We start from the raw sequence: 14,737 nt of genomic DNA on the forward strand, positions 1-14,737 counted from the left end.
CGGGTCCAGGGCCCGGACCGCCACCGGCCGGCGGGCGAAGGGCCGAGCGCCTTCCCCGGCACCCCCGCACCGGGGCGGGATCAGGCACCCCGCGCGTGGCGCGGGGGCGGCGGGACGGACCCGGCGCCGGCCGGGGAGGGGACCGTACCGCCGCGGCGGTACGGTCCCGCGCTGCTCCTCCGGCACGGCGCGGGCGCGTCCCGGCGTCCGCAGCGGACGGTGCCGGCCCGCAGCGGGCGCGACGGCGGCACCGCGGCTCAGTAGCGTTCGACGGCCGGGGGCTCGTCGTAGGGGGAGCCCGACAGGCCGAGCGTGGCGTCGTAGATCTTCCGGTACGTGCCGTCCTTCCAGCGCCGCTCCAGCGTGTCGTTCACGAACTCGCGGAGCTTCCTGTCGTCCTTGGCCATGCCGATGCCGTACGGCTCGTAGGTGAAGGCCCTGCCGATCACCTTGAGCTTGCCGGGGTCGGACGCCGCGTAGCTCTTGAGGATCGCGTCGTCCGTCGTGACGGCGTCGACGTGGCCGTCCAGCAGCTGCCGCACGCAGTCGGAGTACTTGGAGAGCTCCGTGGTCTGCGCACCGTACTTGGGCTTCTTGATCTCCTGCAGCGCGGTGGACCCGACGATGGAGCAGACCTTCCTGCCCTTCAGGGTGGCGGTCCCCGTGATGTCCTCCTCGTCCTTGCGGACCAGGAGGTCCGCGCCGGCCCTGTAGTACGGGCCCGCGAAGCCGACGAGCTCCTTGCGCTTGTCGTTGATCGTGTAGGTGCCGACGTAGTAGTCGACCTCGCCCTGGATGATGGCGTCCTCGCGGGCGCTGGTCAGGATCGTCTTCCACTCGATCCGGTCCTCGCCGAAGCCGAGGTCCGCGGCGACCATGCGGGCGATCTCGATGTCGAAACCGGAGCGCTGCTTCGTGGCCGGGTCCTCGTAGGACAGGTACGGCTGGTCGGCCTTCGAGCCGATGATCAGCTTGCCGCGCTCCTTGGCCTTGGTGAACGTCGCGGAGTCCAGTTCGACGTTCTGGGCCACCTCGTAGCGGGGCGCCTCCGGGGTGACCGACCGGGCGTCGTCGGCGCTCTCGTCGCCGCACGCGGTGAGGGTCAGGGCGAGGACGACGGCGGAGGCGGCGGCTGAGGCCTTGGGCAGCTTCATGCGGAATCTCTCAAGTCGTGAACATGCGGGGACCGGTGACAGAGGTCTGCGAGGGAAGGGAGGCTCGCTCCGCCGCCGTGCGGAGACGCACCCGGATCGGTCGTTTCCGGGTGGTCGACCGCGCGTCGCGAGGCGGCCCGCCCTCGGTCCGGGCTCCGGACCTCCACCTCGCCGCGGGTGCGATCAGCCCGGTGTCCTGCGGGACGCGGGCCGAAAGCGTCGATGCCCGCCAGGCGGCGCCGACAGGCCGTCGGTCGCCGCGGCGACCACGGCGTTCTTCGCCACCGACACTCCGCCCATCTGCCTCTCTCGCCTCCGCCCCGTTCGGGTTGCCGAGGACGCTAGGCGCGGCGAGCGGGAACCGTCATCCCGTTTGAGCGGAAATTGAGGATAACGATTGGAAGGCAATCAGGCACTCCGGGATATTTCTCCCGCCTCGAACCCTTTCCCCGATGTCCCACAGGGGTTCTCCCCTCGAAATGATCTCCGTGGCGTGCGCGGTTCGGCGACCGCCCGTCCGGGGCGAACGGGGCGGGAGACCGCGTCTCCCACAGAGACGGAGCCGAACGCCGACACCCTGGCCGAGTCCGCGCGGGTCCCCGGGGTCGCGCCGGGCTCTCCCCCAGACCGTGTCACTGCCTGCGTCACGGCCCGCCCGCGCCGCGGGGGCAGGCCGAGGAACGCCTGCGGGAAGGGGACGCGGACCGTATCCGCGGAGGCGGCGGCGTTCGCGTCCCCGAGCTCGGGCACGGGGCCGGACCGAGGTCCGTACCGCGTCTCGACGCCCGCGGACGCGGGGCCCCACCGCGGCGGGTACGCCCGAGCGGGGCGGCCGAACTCCCGTGTCGACGACGCATCTTGCAGCCCTTCACGCGCCCCTCCGGCCTCGGCCGGTGGCATGCGCCCGCGACATGCCTCACCCCCTTCGTATTTCCGGGAGATCACGTCCCGAATGGGCCACGGTGCCGCCCGTCGGCCGCCACGCCCGGAATTGCGGAACCGCACGGGAAAGCGAAGTGCGGAGCCTCGCCGCCTTTTCCTCGACGCGGTCCGACGGACACGGAACTGCCGCACGGCACACCGGTGTTCCAGCGCGCGCCCGAAAGGAACGACCCGTTTCCCCGTGCGACACCCGCTCCCGGCGGGAACGGCGGTCGATCCGCGCCCCGACGGCACATGCGCCCGGCGGCGGGAGCCACCCGGGCGACGCCGAGCGCCGGGCACGGCCGGACGCGGACCGGCGCACGCGTTCAGCGGGAGCGGCGGGCGAGCAGGACGAAGCCGTCCTCCTCGGCGACGGTGCGGTAGCCCTGCTGCCGGGCCTGCTGCAGTGACTTCCGCTCGGTGAAGAAGTCCTGCGGCCACCGCCGGTGCGACGGCACCCGCGTGTCCACCATGATCCATTCAGGGTCGGGGCGGCTGTCCGCCCACCCGTACAGGCTGACGCTGGTCCGGTCCGCGAGCTGCGGCACGAGTTGGTTGGACGCCTGGACCGTGACCCCGTCGGGGATCAGGTCCATCAGGCGGTGCGCGGTCGCGACGCGCGGGTCGTGCCTCCAGGTCTCCGGCTGCGCGAGCCACCAGAGCGGATAGCTCGGCAGCAGCAGGAGGGTGACCGCGGCGCAGCCTGCCACGTGGCGGCGGAGGCTCCCGCGGTCGGGGCGGCGCCGGGCCAGCGCGTCGACGAAGGCCGCGAAGACCACCGGCATCAGCACGAGCGAGTAGTGGTAGCCGGTGCCCCAGTGGGTGGACAGGTCGGAGGCGAAACGCCACAGGAGGGTCGGCAGCGCCACCCACACCAGCGGCGACCGCAGGGCCAGGAACAGGGTCGGCGCCAGCACGAGGAGCAGGGTCGTGGCCTTGGCCTCCGGGGTGACCATCCCGATCGTGACCTTGTGCAGCAGGTCCACCGGCCCGCCGGCGCCGCCCCCCGTGATCCAGTGGGTGTAGGCGTACGCCCCTCCGGGATGGAAGGCCGGGAGGATCAGCAGCATGGCCAGGGCCGTGCCGGCCAGGCCGGCCGCGGCCGTGGCGAGTCCGAGCCGGCGCCGGCCGCGGACCGCGATGAGAACGCCGATGACGGCCACCGTGAGCCCGAGGTCCTCCTTGACCAGCAGCAGGGGCAGGGCCCAGCACGCAGCGGCCGGCAGCCGGCCGCTGCCGAGGGCGCTCAGGGAGCACGCCAGCAGGGGTACCGCGAAGGCGACCTCGTGGAAGTCCGCGGCGACGCCGCTGGCGATCCCCCAGGACAGGCCGTAGCAGCCGCCGATCACGGCGGCGGCTCCCGCGCCCAGGACCCGCCGGGCCCACAGGGCCAGCGGCAGGACGCTGCCCGCGACGAGCGCGGCCTGGACGACGAGCAGGACCGTCGGCGTGGGCCAGAGCCGGTAGAGGGGGGCGATCAGGGCCAGGATCGGGTGGAAGTGGTCCCCCATCACGGGGAAGCCCGGTCCCTTCACCTCGGAGACCGGCAGGTGCCCGGCGGCGTAGGACTGCACGACCTGTTCGAAGATGGCGAGGTCGAAGGCGTTCGTCAGCATCCGCTGGTGGAGACGGAGCGACAGCGCCGTGTACGCGAGGAAGAGCGCCCCCGCCAGGGACCACATCCACCAGGTGATGCCGGCGCCGCCCCCGTGCGGCGACGCCGGCTCCGTGGCCTCGGGTGCGGCCGGCGGCCGAGGCGGGAACGCGAGGCTCGGGGTGGGGGGTGCCTGCATGTCGGTGCCTTCCGGAAGCGGGGTCCCAGGCACCTCACGATGCCAGCGCCGCCCCGGACCGGCGCCCGGACCGTTCTGCGCGGGGGCCGGAATCCTCCGAACAGCCGAGGCGGAAGGCGGTCCCGTGCCGAGACCGCTGCGGGGGCCGCGCGGAGGTTGCTCCCACCGACGCAACGATCAGTCATTCGATAGGACGAAATGCACCCTTCGTCGGTCGTGGGTGTGCCCGTTCGACCGCATGCATGTGCAAGGAGGCCCGGAGCCTCCGCACCCATCCTCCCTTCGCTTCCACGAGGAGCACATCCCATGAGTCCTGAGAACAGGGCCGCATCCCCCCTCGGCCCGCTCCCCTCCCGGGGCAGGTGGCTGGCAGGCGGGGCCATGACTTCGGTGGCACTGGTCGTCCTGGGCTTCAGCGGCACCGCACTGGCGACGCAGCAGGGCACGCCCCCGTCGCAGGCGGCCGCGGTACCGGCAACCGGCGACAAGTGCCGGCACCACGAGAACGGCGGCACGGACGAGGAGCTCTACGGGCCCCTGGCCGGCTCCCCTGCCGCGGGCGGCGACCACGGCCACGACAAGGACAAGTGCAAGGGGGCCACCGGGCCGACCGGCCCCACCGGACCCACCGGCCCGACGGGACCCACCGGCGCGACCGGTGCCACCGGCGCGACGGGGGCCACCGGCGCGACGGGACCGACCGGGCCCACCGGCCCCGGAGGCGGAGCGACCGGAGCCACCGGACCCACCGGACCCACCGGACCGGCCGGCGCCACCGGACCCACCGGACCCGCCGGAGCCACCGGACCCGCAGGTGCCACCGGACCCACCGGACCGGCCGGCGCCACGGGGGCCACCGGCCCTGTCGGGCCGTGCGTGTCCGTCGCCACGTCCTGGGATGAGCGAGAGGTCAAGTACAAGGCCGTCCTGACCCCGGACGGGACCGCGTACGCCGGCGTGTACGACTTCAACGCGCCCAACCCGGACGAGCCGGCGTACACCTGGTACGACCTCACCGACGGTGCCGTGGGCTATCCGGAGAACCCCTGCGGCATCTCCATCGCGGAGACCATGAACGAGGTCATCGTCGAGGTGGTCACCACCGAGGGCGAGGTCTACGAGACCAGCTGCGAGGTCGACCGGGGCGAACCCGACACACTCGACTGCGCGGACCCGGTCGTGTGGACCCCCGCGAGCCCGCAGCCGGGTGAGGAGGTCGCCGCCCGCAGCGTGCCCGTACCGGGTGCCGGTCCCCTGGCCGTCGACAAGGGCCTGGCCAAGTCCGGTCGGCGCACCTGACGCCACCGGCGACCCGCCGAGGTGTGCCGTGCCCCGAGCGCTCCGGGCACGGCGCACCCGCGTGGTGAGGCACGCGGCATGCCCGCGTCGGGGCGCGGCGCGGGGCCACCGGCCGGGCCCGGGCGAGGAGCGGACGTGTGCCACGGGACCACGGGAGCCCCGGCGGCCCCGCCCGGGCGGGCCCCCTCGGTCGGCGCACGGCACGGCCGGGCCGCGTGGCCCTCACCCGCAGCGGTAGAGGGCCCGGGCGCGCACCAGGTCGACAGGACCGCCGTCCAGGCCCAGGTCGAGGAAGTGGTCCAGCTGCCACGCCTGGGTGCCGCGGGCCTGCCGGCTGGTCGTGGACACCCACGGCGGGTAGACACGGAAACCGCGCTTCCCGCCGGAGCCGTCGCGGGACACGACACCCCGCTCGCACAGCACCTCGCACGGGAACACGAACTGCCCCCATCCGTCGTCGTCACGGCTGCCGACGACGAACAGATCCACCCCGTCCGCCGCGTCGAAGGGGCGGATCGGCCCCTCGGCTGACCGCTGCCACACGGTGACGAACTGGCCGGCCTTCGTGGGCGTGGTCCTGGCCGCGCGGAACCGGACCGCGCGGCCGCCGAGCGTGAACGCGCAGGCCGCGTACGCGGCGCTCTCCGGTTCCGGCACCGGCATCGAGCAGGCGAAGCCGCTCGGGTCGTACACCCGCGCCTTCGCCGCCTGGAGGTCGCCGTGCAGTGCCGTCCACGGCTGATGCGTCACCATGCCGTCATCGTGCCACCGTGCCCGCCCCGTCCCGCTCGGGCCCCTCACCCGGCCGCCCCTGGTCTGCCTTCAGGGCCCGTGGCCGGGCGGTATGCCCGGGCCGCCCCCGGGAGGCGGGCCCTGGCCGCGTGCGAGGAGCTGGAACTCGAAGGTGTAGCGGGAGGCGCGGTAGACGTGCGAGCCGGACTCGACGGGGCGCCCTGCGTCGTCGTACGTGGTGCGCTCCACGGCCAGGACGGGGGCGCCCGCGGGCTCGCCGAGCAGTTCGGCCTCCGCGTCCGCGGCGGTGCGGGCGCCCACGGTCTGGCGGGCGCTGTGCAGGGCGATGCCCGCACCGCGCATCAGCCGGTACAGGCCGGTGGTTTCCCACCGGCCGCCGTCCGGGCCGAGCAGTCCGGCGGGGAAGCGGTTGCGGAGCAGCGCCAGGGGTTCGCCCTGAGCAGTGCGGAGCCGTTCCACGTACAGGACGTCGACGCCCTCCGGGACGGCGAGGGCGGCGGCGACCTGTTGTCCGGACAGAACCCGATGCCCTGCTTGACACGGCATCCCGACCGTGAGCACTTGGGGACATGCGTATCGGATTGATTGGAACCGGTCGTATCGGAACATTCCACGCGAAGGTACTGGCCGGGCACGCGCACGTGGGCGGGCTGCTGCTCACCGACGTGGACCACGAGCGGGCAGCCGAGGTGGCGCGGGCCATCGGCGCCACGGCCGCCCCCAGCGTCGACGAGGTCTTCTCGTGGGGCGTGGACGCCGTGGTCATCACCTCGGCCACCTCCGCCCACGCCGAACTGATCATCCGTGCGGCACGCGCCGGTCTGCCCGCCTTCTGCGAGAAGCCCATCGCCCCCGACCTGGACAGCACGCTGCGGGCCCTGCACGCCGTCGCGCAGGCCGGTACGCCGCTGCAGATCGGCTTCATGCGCCGGTTCGACGCCGGGTACGCCACGGCCCGGGAGGCGGTACGGGCGGGACGCCTGGGCCGGCTGCACACCGTGCGGACCCTGACGTCCGACGCGGCTCCGCCGCCGGCCGCGTACCTGCCGGTCTCCGGCGGGCTGTACCGGGACTGCCTGGTGCACGACTTCGACATGGTGCGCTGGGTGACGGGCCACGAGGTGATGGAGGTCTACGCGGTGGGGTCGGACGCGGGGCCCGAGGTCTTCCGCGACGCCGGGGACGTGGACACCGCGGCCGCCCTGCTCACCCTGGACGACGGCACGCTGGTCACGGCGACGGCGACCCGGTGCAACGGCGCCGGCTACGACGTGCGCATGGAGCTGGCCGGGGAGCGCGACCAGCTCGGGGTGGGCCTCGACGACCGCACCCCGATCACCTCGACCGAGCCCAAGGGGCCGCCTCCGGCCACCCAGCCCTGGCCCGGCTTCCTTGAACGGTTCGCTTCCGCCTACCAGGGGGAACTGGACGCCTTCGTACGGTTCGTGCGCGGGGAGCGGGACAACCCGTGCGACGGGCGCGAGGCGCTGGAGGCGCTGCGGGTCGCGGAGGCGTGCGAACTGTCGCGCCGGGAGCACCGGCCGGTGCGGTTGCGGGAGATCCCCGGGCTCGCACCGCCGGCGTGAGGACGCCCGGGCCGGGTCCGGGCGGCGCCCTCCCCTCAGGTCCCGGGCACGGCCCCGGCGCCGTCAGCGCTGTCGGCGTCGTGGACGGCCCGGTCGGCGATGCCGCTGCCGCCGTGCGCGTCGGCGGCAGGCGCGAAGGGTGCGTCCCCCGCTGCGTGGGGCCCCGGCGACGCGGTCCCGGCGGGGCGCTCCGGGGCGGTGGCCAGCACCGTGCCCTGGGCCACGGCGCACAGCGTCTCGGCCCCCTCCCCGTCCCGGGTCACCAGGTCGCAGCGCACCACTGCCTGACGGCGGCCGGCGTGGACGACGGTGGCGCGGGCCGCGAGGGTGCGGCCGGTGGCGGGGCGCACGTACTGGATGGAGAACCCGGACGTCAGCACGGCTGGTCCGAGGGCGGTTCCGGCGGCGAAGGTGATCGCGTTGTCCGCGGCGTACGACAGGACGCCGCCGTGGAGGAAACCGTTCTGCTGGTGCAGCTCCTCCCGGATGTCGAGCTCCAGCGTCGCCGTCCCCTCACGGAAGGCGGTGACCCGGGCGCCGAGGAGCCGGCTGAAGGGCTGACCGTCGAGCACCTTGCCGGCGAGTTCCCGCGCGGGGTCGGTCGTGGGATCGGTCATCGCTGCTTCACCACCTGACGGGGAGTCGGCGTACGCCGCGCATGAGGAGGCCGGGCAGCCAGTCGAGCGGTGCCCCGGAGGGGTCGGGGTCGAGCGCCAGACCGGGGAAGCGCTCCAGCAGGGAGCGGAGGGCGATCCGTGCCTCCAGCCGGGCCAGCGGGGCGCCCAGGCAGAAGTGGATGCCGTGCCCGAAGGCGAGGTGGCCCGCGGGATCGCGGCGGATGTCGAAGCGGTCGGGGTCCGGGTACTTCCCTGGGTCGCGGTCGCCTGCCGCGAGGCCGACCAGGACGGCCCTGCCCGCCGGGATGACGGTGCCGCCGAGCGGCACCGGCTCGCGGGTGAAGCGGTAGGTCGCGGTCTCCACCGGCCCGTCGTACCGCAGCATCTCCTCGATCGCACCGTCCAGCAGCCCGAAGTCGTCCCAGAGGACGTCGAGTTGATCCGGGTGGGTGAGCAGGGCCCGGACGCCGTTGGAGATGAGGTTGACGGTCGTCTCGTGTCCGGCGACGAGCAGCAGGTAGGCCATGGCGCGCAGCTCGGTGGCGGAGAGCCGGTCACCGTCCTCGTCGCTGGTGCGCAGCAGCGCCGACAACAGGTCGTCGGCCGCCGAGCGCCGCTTGTCCTCGATGAGCGCGTCGAGGTAAGCGGCCAGGCCGTGCACGGCGGCCTTCTCCGTGTCGGGTCCGGTGGGGGCGACGACCTCGTTGGACCAGTCGCGGAACCGGTCCCGGTCGGCGGTGGGCACGCCGAGCAGTTCGCAGATGACGGTGATCGGCAGCGGGAAGGCGAACGCGCCCACGAGGTCTGCGCGGCGCCCGGGCTCGGCCGCCATGCCATCCAGCAGGCCGTCCGCGACGTCCTGGATGCGGGGCCGGAGCGCATCCATGCGCCGCCCGGTGAACTCGCGGGCGACGAGGCGGCGCAGACGGGTGTGGTCGGGCGGGTCGAGGCCCAGCATGTGGCGGCCGATGACTTCTTCGTCGAGCAGCGTCATGCCGACGGTCTCGGCGGACTTGGACAACCGTGGGTCGGTGAGGGCCTTCTTGGCCTCGGCGTGTCCGACGATCAGCCAGAACCGGTTCCCGGCCCGGTCGCACACCTCGTGGACGGGTCCCCGGGCGCGCATCCGGTCGTAGAAGGGATAGGGGTCGGCGTTGAACTCCGGTCCGAACTCTGCCAGGTCGATGACGGTCATCACCCCAGCCTAGGTCGTGGCCTCGAAGTCCCTTCCCTTTGCAGCCACTTGCACACGTGGCTCCGGGTACCCCCGAGCACCCTCGGAGTGGGAGGAGGCCGGGCGGTCTCGCGGTCCCGCGCAGCGGGGGCGGCGAGCCGGGTGGCGGCACCGCAGCGGGCCTCGCGGTGATCACGGCCGGCGACCGGTGCCGGCAGGCGGACGGTCGCGGGCCGCACGCGGTCACTCGTCGGCGCCCACCGTGCCGAACCGGGCGGGGCCGGTGGGGCGGTAGGTCAGGATGGCCACCCCTGAGCGGGTGGTGCGGTGCCCGGTGAGCGCGAGAGAGGTGGGGGTCCCGGGCTCGGGGAAGAGGCGGCGGCCGGAGCCGAGGAGGACGGGGGCGACGAGGAGGTTGCAGGCGTCGACGAGCCCGTGGGCGAGCAGGTGCCGGGCGAGCCGGCCGCTGCCGTGCACCTGGACCTCCCCGCCCGGCTCCTGCTTGAGCCGGTGGACGGCGTCGGTCAGGTCCTCTCCCGGGAGGATGCGCGAGTTGTGCCAGTCGACGTGGTCCAGGGTGCGCGTCACGACGTGCTTGGGCAGGTGGTTGAGGCGGTTCGCGATCGGGTCGTCCGGGTCGGCGGCGTGGGGCCAGTACGAAGCGAAGATCTCGTAGGTGCGGCGGCCGAGGAGGAACGCGCCGGCGCGGTCCATCACCTCGTGCAGGAAGCCGGCCATGTCCTCGTCGACGAAGGGCGCGAGCCAGCCACCGAGGGCGAAGTCGTCGCTGCGGTCCTCGTCGGGGCCCCCGGGGGCCTGGACTACGCCGTCGAGGGTGAGGAACGAGGTGAGGGTGAGCTCGGCCACGGCGGGTGCCTTCCGGTCGTCGGTGAGTGTCTCCACCACCTCAGACCGCTCGGGGCGGGGGAACTCACCGGTGCGCCCCGACACGGCGTGGCGCTCCCTCCACCGGAGCAGCGCCCCCGCGCACCGGCCGCGCCGGGCCGGGGCCCGGTGGCGGGCGCGAAGCCTGGCGACGGCACCGCGGCCCGGCGGTACGGGGTCGGACAGCCCGTATGACACTCGCGGGGCCGGGCTCGGCGAGCGGGCCCGCCCGGCGGGCGGGGTGGTACGGCTGCGGCAGCAGCGCCTCCGGGGCCGGGGCGAGGCTCCGGGGCTCGACGGGCGGCCGTGGCCACGGCTCGTACGGCGGTACGCCTCCCGGGAGGCCGGGAGGCGGGGCTGGGTGCCGGGGCGGGGCGCTCCGGTGCTGTCGGGCCGGGGCGCCCCGCCCCGGAGCGGGCAGGTGTCGCACTGCCCTGGTGCGGGGGCCGGTCAGCCCCCGAGCTCCTGGTGGCGGGCGGTGAGGCGCTTGGCGCCCTCGTCCGTCAGGGAGCCGAAGAGGCGGAGGCGCGAGATGCCGCCGTCGGGGTGGATGTCGATGCGGACGTGGGTGCCGACGGCCGGTTCGGGCAGGACGAACCGGTGGTTGGTGTCGGGCTGGAGGCGGGTGCGGGGCAGGAACTCGGTCCACTGCCCGTCCTCGCCGTCGCGGACGGACAGCGAGGCCCAGCCGGCGCTGTTGCCCTTGAGGTAGGCGGTGTCGATCTCGACGGCGCGGATCTCGGCCTGTTCGGCCAGCCGGTAGCGGATCCAGTCGTTGCCGAGGTCGCGCCTGCGCCGGGTCTCCCAGCCGTCGTCCATCTTGCGGGAGCGGCCCGGCTGGATGGTGTTGGTGGCTGGGGAGTAGAAGCGGTCGGAGGCGTCCTCGACGCTCCCGCCGCTCTCCAGGGCGACGACGTCGAAGGTGCCGAGGGCGCCCAGCCATGCCGGGTCGGGGGCGACCTCGCCGTACACGCGGAGGCGGGCGATGCCGCCGTCGGGGTGCTGGTTGAGGCGCAGGTGCGTGAAGCGCCGCTCCACGTCGACGGCGAAGCCGTTCGCCGCGTGGCCGCCGACGGCGGTGCGGGGTACGACGCTGGTCCACTCCACGTCGGGGCCGAGGAGTTCCCCGGGTGAGGGGGAGCCCGGTACGGAGGCGCCTTCGACGGACACGGCCTGCGGGTAGTTGCCGCGGAAGTGGGCGGTGTCGACGACGATGCCGCGGATCACTCCGGGGGCGCCGAGCCGCACGAGGGCCCAGTCGTGGTCGTCGGCGGTGGGGTGGGGCTGCTCGGCAGAGACGCCGCGGCGGCGCCGGGTCTCCCAGCCGTCCATGACCTTGCCCTTGTGGCCGAAGTGCTCGGGGTCGAACTCGGCGGCCTCGGGCTTGAGGAGGTTCTCGCGCTCGGCGAAGAACTCGTCGTTGGCGGCGACGACGCCCGCGCCGAGGCGGCGGTCGGCGAGGTCGGCGAGCCCGGTGAAGGGGAAGTCGGCGGTGCGGTAGTCGGCGTACGGGTCGCCGCCGCCGTACGGGCTGGCGTCACCGGTGAAGCGGGGTATGCCGGTCGTGTCGGTCACGGGGTTCACGTGTTCCTTTCGAGCAGTCGCCCGCTGCGCTCCGCGGGGATGCCGCGGTCGGCGATGCGTACGCCGCGCAGCCAGGTGGAGGTGACGACGCCGTACAGGGTGCGGCCCGCGTAGGCGGTGACCCGGTTGCGGTGGTGGAGCGCGGCCGGGTCGACGGTGAAGGTCTCGTCGGGGGCGAGGACGGCGAAGTCGGCGTCGCGGCCGGCTTCGACGGCGCCCTTGCGGTGGAGTCCGGCGAGGGCGGCGGGGGCGGTGGACATCCAGCGGGCCACGTCGTCGAGGGTGTGGCCGCGGCGGCGCGCCTCCGTCCAGATGGCGGGCAGCCCGAGCTGGAGGGAGGAGATGCCGCCCCAGGCGGTGGAGAAGTCGGGGGTCTTGAGGTCGACGGTGGACGGGGAGTGGTCGGAGACGATGCAGTCGATCGTGCCGTCGGCCAGCCCCTGCCACAGGGCGTCCTGGTTGACTGCCTCACGGATGGGCGGGCAGCACTTGAACTCGGTTGCCCCGTCGGGCACTTCCTCCGCGGTGAGGGTCAGGAAGTGCGGGCAGGTCTCGGCCGTGACCCGGACGCCCTCGCGCCGGGCCGCGGCGATGAGCGGCAGGGCGTCGCTGGAGGACAGGTGCAGGACGTGGACCCGGGCGTCGAGGCGGCGGGCCTGCGCGACGAGGTTCTCGATGGCGGTGTTCTCGGCGTCGCGGGGCCGGGAGGCGAGGAAGTCGGCGTACTTCGCGGAGCTCCTCTGCGGTGCGGCGGCGAGGTGGTGCGGGTCCTCCGCGTGGACGATCATCAGCCCGTCGAAGCCGGCGATCTCGGCGAGGGAGGTGGCGAGCTGCTCCTGGTCGAGCGGCGGGAACTCGTCGACGCCGGAGGGCGACAGGAAGCACTTGAAGCCGTAGACCCCGGCGTCGTGCAGGGGCCGCAGGTCCTTGACGTTGTCGGGCAGGGCGCCGCCCCAGAACCCGACGTCGACGTGGGCCTTGTCGCGGGCGACGTCCTGCTTCACCCGCAGGTGCTCGACCGTGGTGGTGGGCGGCAGGGAGTTGAGCGGCATGTCGAGCAGCGTGGTGATGCCGCCGGCCGCGGCGGCGCGGGTGGCGGTCCAGAAGCCCTCCCACTCGGTGCGGCCCGGGTCGTTCACGTGGACGTGGGTGTCCACGAGGCCGGGGAGGACGACGTCGTCGCCGACGTCCTCGACCCGGGCCCCGGCGGGGACCTCCGCATCGTGCGGCAGCACCGCCGCGATGGCGTCGCCGGACACGGCGATGGACGCGGGGCGCGTCCCCTCCGGGGTCACGACGCGCGTCGAACGCAGCACCAGGTGCACGGGCACGTCCATGCTCACACCGCTCCCCACTCCCGAGATCTCCGTCATTCCCGTCCGTTCCAGCAGACTTCAACGAACTGTTGAAGGAATCTTCACCGGGGCGTCCCGCGCCGTCAAGAGTCGCCCGGCAGGAGAGACTCTGCTTGGATGTTTCCATGAAGTGGAAGAAGGATTCCGGCATGAAGAACGTAGCTCCGCACAGCGGGCGACTCGGCGACCGCCCCGGGATCACGGCGGACACCCGGACAAACAGCCCCTGACCGGCATCGATTCCCCGGCTCGGGCGCAGTGCCGCCCCGCCGGGCCCGGTAGGCTGCTGCCTTGTCCATCCGCCTCGAAAGGACCGTTGACGTGCCGACGTCCAGCGCCAACGCCACCGACGCCGCCAAGCCCGCCGCGGGAGGCGGCGGCGTCCAGTCCCTTGAGCGTGCCTTCGACCTCCTGGAGCGGATGGCCGACGCCGGGGGCGAGGTCGGGCTGAGCGAGCTCTCGTCGAGCAGCGGCCTGCCGCTGCCCACCATCCACCGGCTGATGCGCACCCTCGTCGCCTGCGGATACGTCCGCCAGCAGGCGAACCGGCGCTACGCCCTCGGGCCGCGCCTGATCCGCCTCGGCGAGTCCGCGTCCCGGCTGCTCGGCACCTGGGCCCGGCCCTACCTGGCCCGCCTCGTGGAGGAGACCGGCGAGACGGCGAACATGGCGCTGCTCGACGGCGACGAGATCGTGTACGTCGCGCAGGTGCCGTCGAAGCACTCCATGCGCATGTTCACGGAGGTCGGCCGGCGGGTGCTGCCGCACTCCACGGGGGTGGGCAAGGCGCTGCTGGCGCACACCTCCCCCGACGAGGTCCGGGCCCTGCTCTCCCGTACGGGCATGCCCGCGGCGACCGAGAAGACCATCACCACACCCGACGGCTTCCTGGCCGCGCTGGAGCAGGTCCGCACGGCCGGCTACGCGGTGGACGACAACGAGCAGGAGATAGGGGTCCGCTGCCTCGCGGTGCCGGTCCCCGACTCCCCCACCCCGGCGGCGATCTCCATCTCCGGCCCTGCGGGGCGGGTCACCGAGGCCGCCACGGACCGGATCGTGCCGATCCTCCAGGAAGTGGCGCAGGACCTGTCGCAGGCCCTGACGAGCACGGCGGCTCCTCAGGCCTGAACCCGGCGGCTCCGCGTCCCGCGGCCCTGGATCCGGCCGTGCCTCCACACCTGTGACGGTACCGGCAGGGGCGTGCCCCGGCCTTCCGGAGGCGCACGGGCACCCACGCCTCCCGGCCGGTCGGGCGGGGGCCGCGACCGGCCGCACCACCCCTGCGAGGCCCGCGCGGGGGGGGCGCTCAGTTCCCTGATGCGGCCCCGCCTGCCGGACCGCACCACCACGGCCGCCCCGCCCACGGGAACCCGTCCCCGGCCCGTGCCCCGCAGCGCCGCGGCCCGGTCATGTCCGGACCGCGGCGGGCGGGAGGCCGGGGGCCGACCGCCGGACGCACCACCCCGGAAGCCCCGCGTACGCGCCGGGCCCTGGAACGCACCGCCCCGCAAGCCCCGCCGGGCCGCTGCCCCGCCGGGCCGCCGTGCCCGGGAGCCGCCGGGCGGCAGCGCGCGCACGCAGGCCCGCGGTGGGGGGCTCCACCGGCTCGCCGC

At 74.3% G+C, this 14,737-nt stretch carries 10 protein-coding genes and 2 pseudogenes; 3 read left to right on the forward strand and 9 right to left on the reverse strand.

Annotation, left to right across the window (positions count from 1 at the left end):
• Nucleotides 1–257: 257 nt before the first annotated feature.
• Both BJP40_RS27585 and BJP40_RS27590 read right to left on the reverse strand, forming a co-directional pair.
• The gene (locus BJP40_RS27585) at nucleotides 258–1,154 is read right to left on the reverse strand and encodes a glutamate ABC transporter substrate-binding protein (protein WP_071283117.1); all 897 of its coding nucleotides are present in this window, start codon (nucleotides 1,152–1,154) and stop codon (nucleotides 258–260) included.
• A 1,250-nt stretch (nucleotides 1,155–2,404) separates the two neighbouring features.
• Nucleotides 2,405–3,871 (reverse strand): DUF2079 domain-containing protein, encoded by a 1,467-nt coding sequence (locus BJP40_RS27590; protein ID WP_071283118.1) that lies wholly within the window; start codon nucleotides 3,869–3,871, stop codon nucleotides 2,405–2,407.
• 381 nt (nucleotides 3,872–4,252) lie between these two features.
• Between BJP40_RS27590 and BJP40_RS35045 the strand changes: the two genes are divergently transcribed.
• Nucleotides 4,253–5,170 carry a hypothetical protein gene (locus tag BJP40_RS35045; RefSeq protein ID WP_071283119.1) on the forward strand — a complete coding sequence of 306 codons (918 nt, stop codon included), beginning with the start codon at nucleotides 4,253–4,255 and terminating at the stop codon, nucleotides 5,168–5,170.
• Between the two features lie 222 nt (nucleotides 5,171–5,392).
• Here BJP40_RS35045 and BJP40_RS27600 read toward each other — a convergent pair whose 3' ends face one another.
• Together BJP40_RS27600 and BJP40_RS27605 are read right to left on the reverse strand one after the other, a co-directional pair.
• A complete protein-coding gene (locus BJP40_RS27600) occupies nucleotides 5,393–5,923 on the reverse strand; it encodes a MepB family protein (protein ID WP_071283120.1) in 531 nt (176 codons plus the stop codon).
• Between the two features lie 69 nt (nucleotides 5,924–5,992).
• A pseudogene (locus BJP40_RS27605) lies at nucleotides 5,993–6,430 on the reverse strand (GntR family transcriptional regulator); the annotation flags it as partial.
• 62 nt (nucleotides 6,431–6,492) lie between these two features.
• Here BJP40_RS27605 and BJP40_RS27610 point away from each other — a divergent pair.
• A complete protein-coding gene (locus tag BJP40_RS27610; RefSeq protein ID WP_071283121.1) occupies nucleotides 6,493–7,509 on the forward strand; it encodes a Gfo/Idh/MocA family oxidoreductase in 1,017 nt (338 codons plus the stop codon).
• A gap of 200 nt (nucleotides 7,510–7,709) precedes the next feature.
• Here BJP40_RS27610 and BJP40_RS27615 read toward each other — a convergent pair.
• The 5 genes and pseudogenes from BJP40_RS27615 to allB all read right to left on the reverse strand — a co-directional run.
• Nucleotides 7,710–8,126, reverse strand: a pseudogene (locus BJP40_RS27615) (PaaI family thioesterase); the annotation flags it as partial.
• Nucleotides 8,127–8,133: 7 nt separating this feature from the next.
• Nucleotides 8,134–9,321, reverse strand: coding sequence for a cytochrome P450 (locus BJP40_RS27620; RefSeq protein ID WP_071283122.1), 1,188 nt, complete (start codon nucleotides 9,319–9,321; stop codon nucleotides 8,134–8,136).
• Between the two features lie 222 nt (nucleotides 9,322–9,543).
• Nucleotides 9,544–10,167, reverse strand: coding sequence for a dihydrofolate reductase family protein (locus BJP40_RS27625; protein WP_071283125.1), 624 nt, complete (start codon nucleotides 10,165–10,167; stop codon nucleotides 9,544–9,546).
• Nucleotides 10,168–10,635: 468 nt separating this feature from the next.
• Nucleotides 10,636–11,760 (reverse strand): allantoicase, encoded by a 1,125-nt coding sequence (alc, locus tag BJP40_RS27630; protein WP_071283126.1) that lies wholly within the window; start codon nucleotides 11,758–11,760, stop codon nucleotides 10,636–10,638.
• 5 nt (nucleotides 11,761–11,765) lie between these two features.
• Nucleotides 11,766–13,142, reverse strand: coding sequence for an allantoinase AllB (gene allB / locus BJP40_RS27635; RefSeq protein WP_371258705.1), 1,377 nt, complete (start codon nucleotides 13,140–13,142; stop codon nucleotides 11,766–11,768).
• 303 nt (nucleotides 13,143–13,445) lie between these two features.
• Between allB and BJP40_RS27640 the strand changes: the two genes are divergently transcribed.
• Nucleotides 13,446–14,252: an IclR family transcriptional regulator gene (locus tag BJP40_RS27640; RefSeq protein ID WP_071283124.1), complete on the forward strand. Its 807-nt coding sequence runs from the start codon at nucleotides 13,446–13,448 to the stop codon at nucleotides 14,250–14,252.
• Nucleotides 14,253–14,737: the final 485 nt, after the last annotated feature.

Source organism: Streptomyces sp. CC53, assembly GCF_001865245.1.
Lineage (GTDB): Bacteria > Actinomycetota > Actinomycetes > Streptomycetales > Streptomycetaceae > Streptomyces.

Bases quoted from the DNA above. Each gene is read 5' to 3' on its own strand.
- BJP40_RS27585 (WP_071283117.1), bottom strand. From the start codon at position 1,154: ATGAAGCTGCCCAAGGCCTCAGCCGCCGCCTCCGCCGTCGTCCTCGCC.
- BJP40_RS27590 (WP_071283118.1), bottom strand. From the start codon at position 3,871: ATGCAGGCACCCCCCACCCCGAGCCTCGCGTTCCCGCCTCGGCCGCCG.
- BJP40_RS35045 (WP_071283119.1), top strand. From the start codon at position 4,253: ATGACTTCGGTGGCACTGGTCGTCCTGGGCTTCAGCGGCACCGCACTG.
- BJP40_RS27600 (WP_071283120.1), bottom strand. From the start codon at position 5,923: ATGGTGACGCATCAGCCGTGGACGGCACTGCACGGCGACCTCCAGGCG.
- BJP40_RS27610 (WP_071283121.1), top strand. From the start codon at position 6,493: ATGCGTATCGGATTGATTGGAACCGGTCGTATCGGAACATTCCACGCG.
- BJP40_RS27620 (WP_071283122.1), bottom strand. From the start codon at position 9,321: ATGACCGTCATCGACCTGGCAGAGTTCGGACCGGAGTTCAACGCCGAC.
- allB (WP_371258705.1), bottom strand. From the start codon at position 13,142: ATGACGGAGATCTCGGGAGTGGGGAGCGGTGTGAGCATGGACGTGCCC.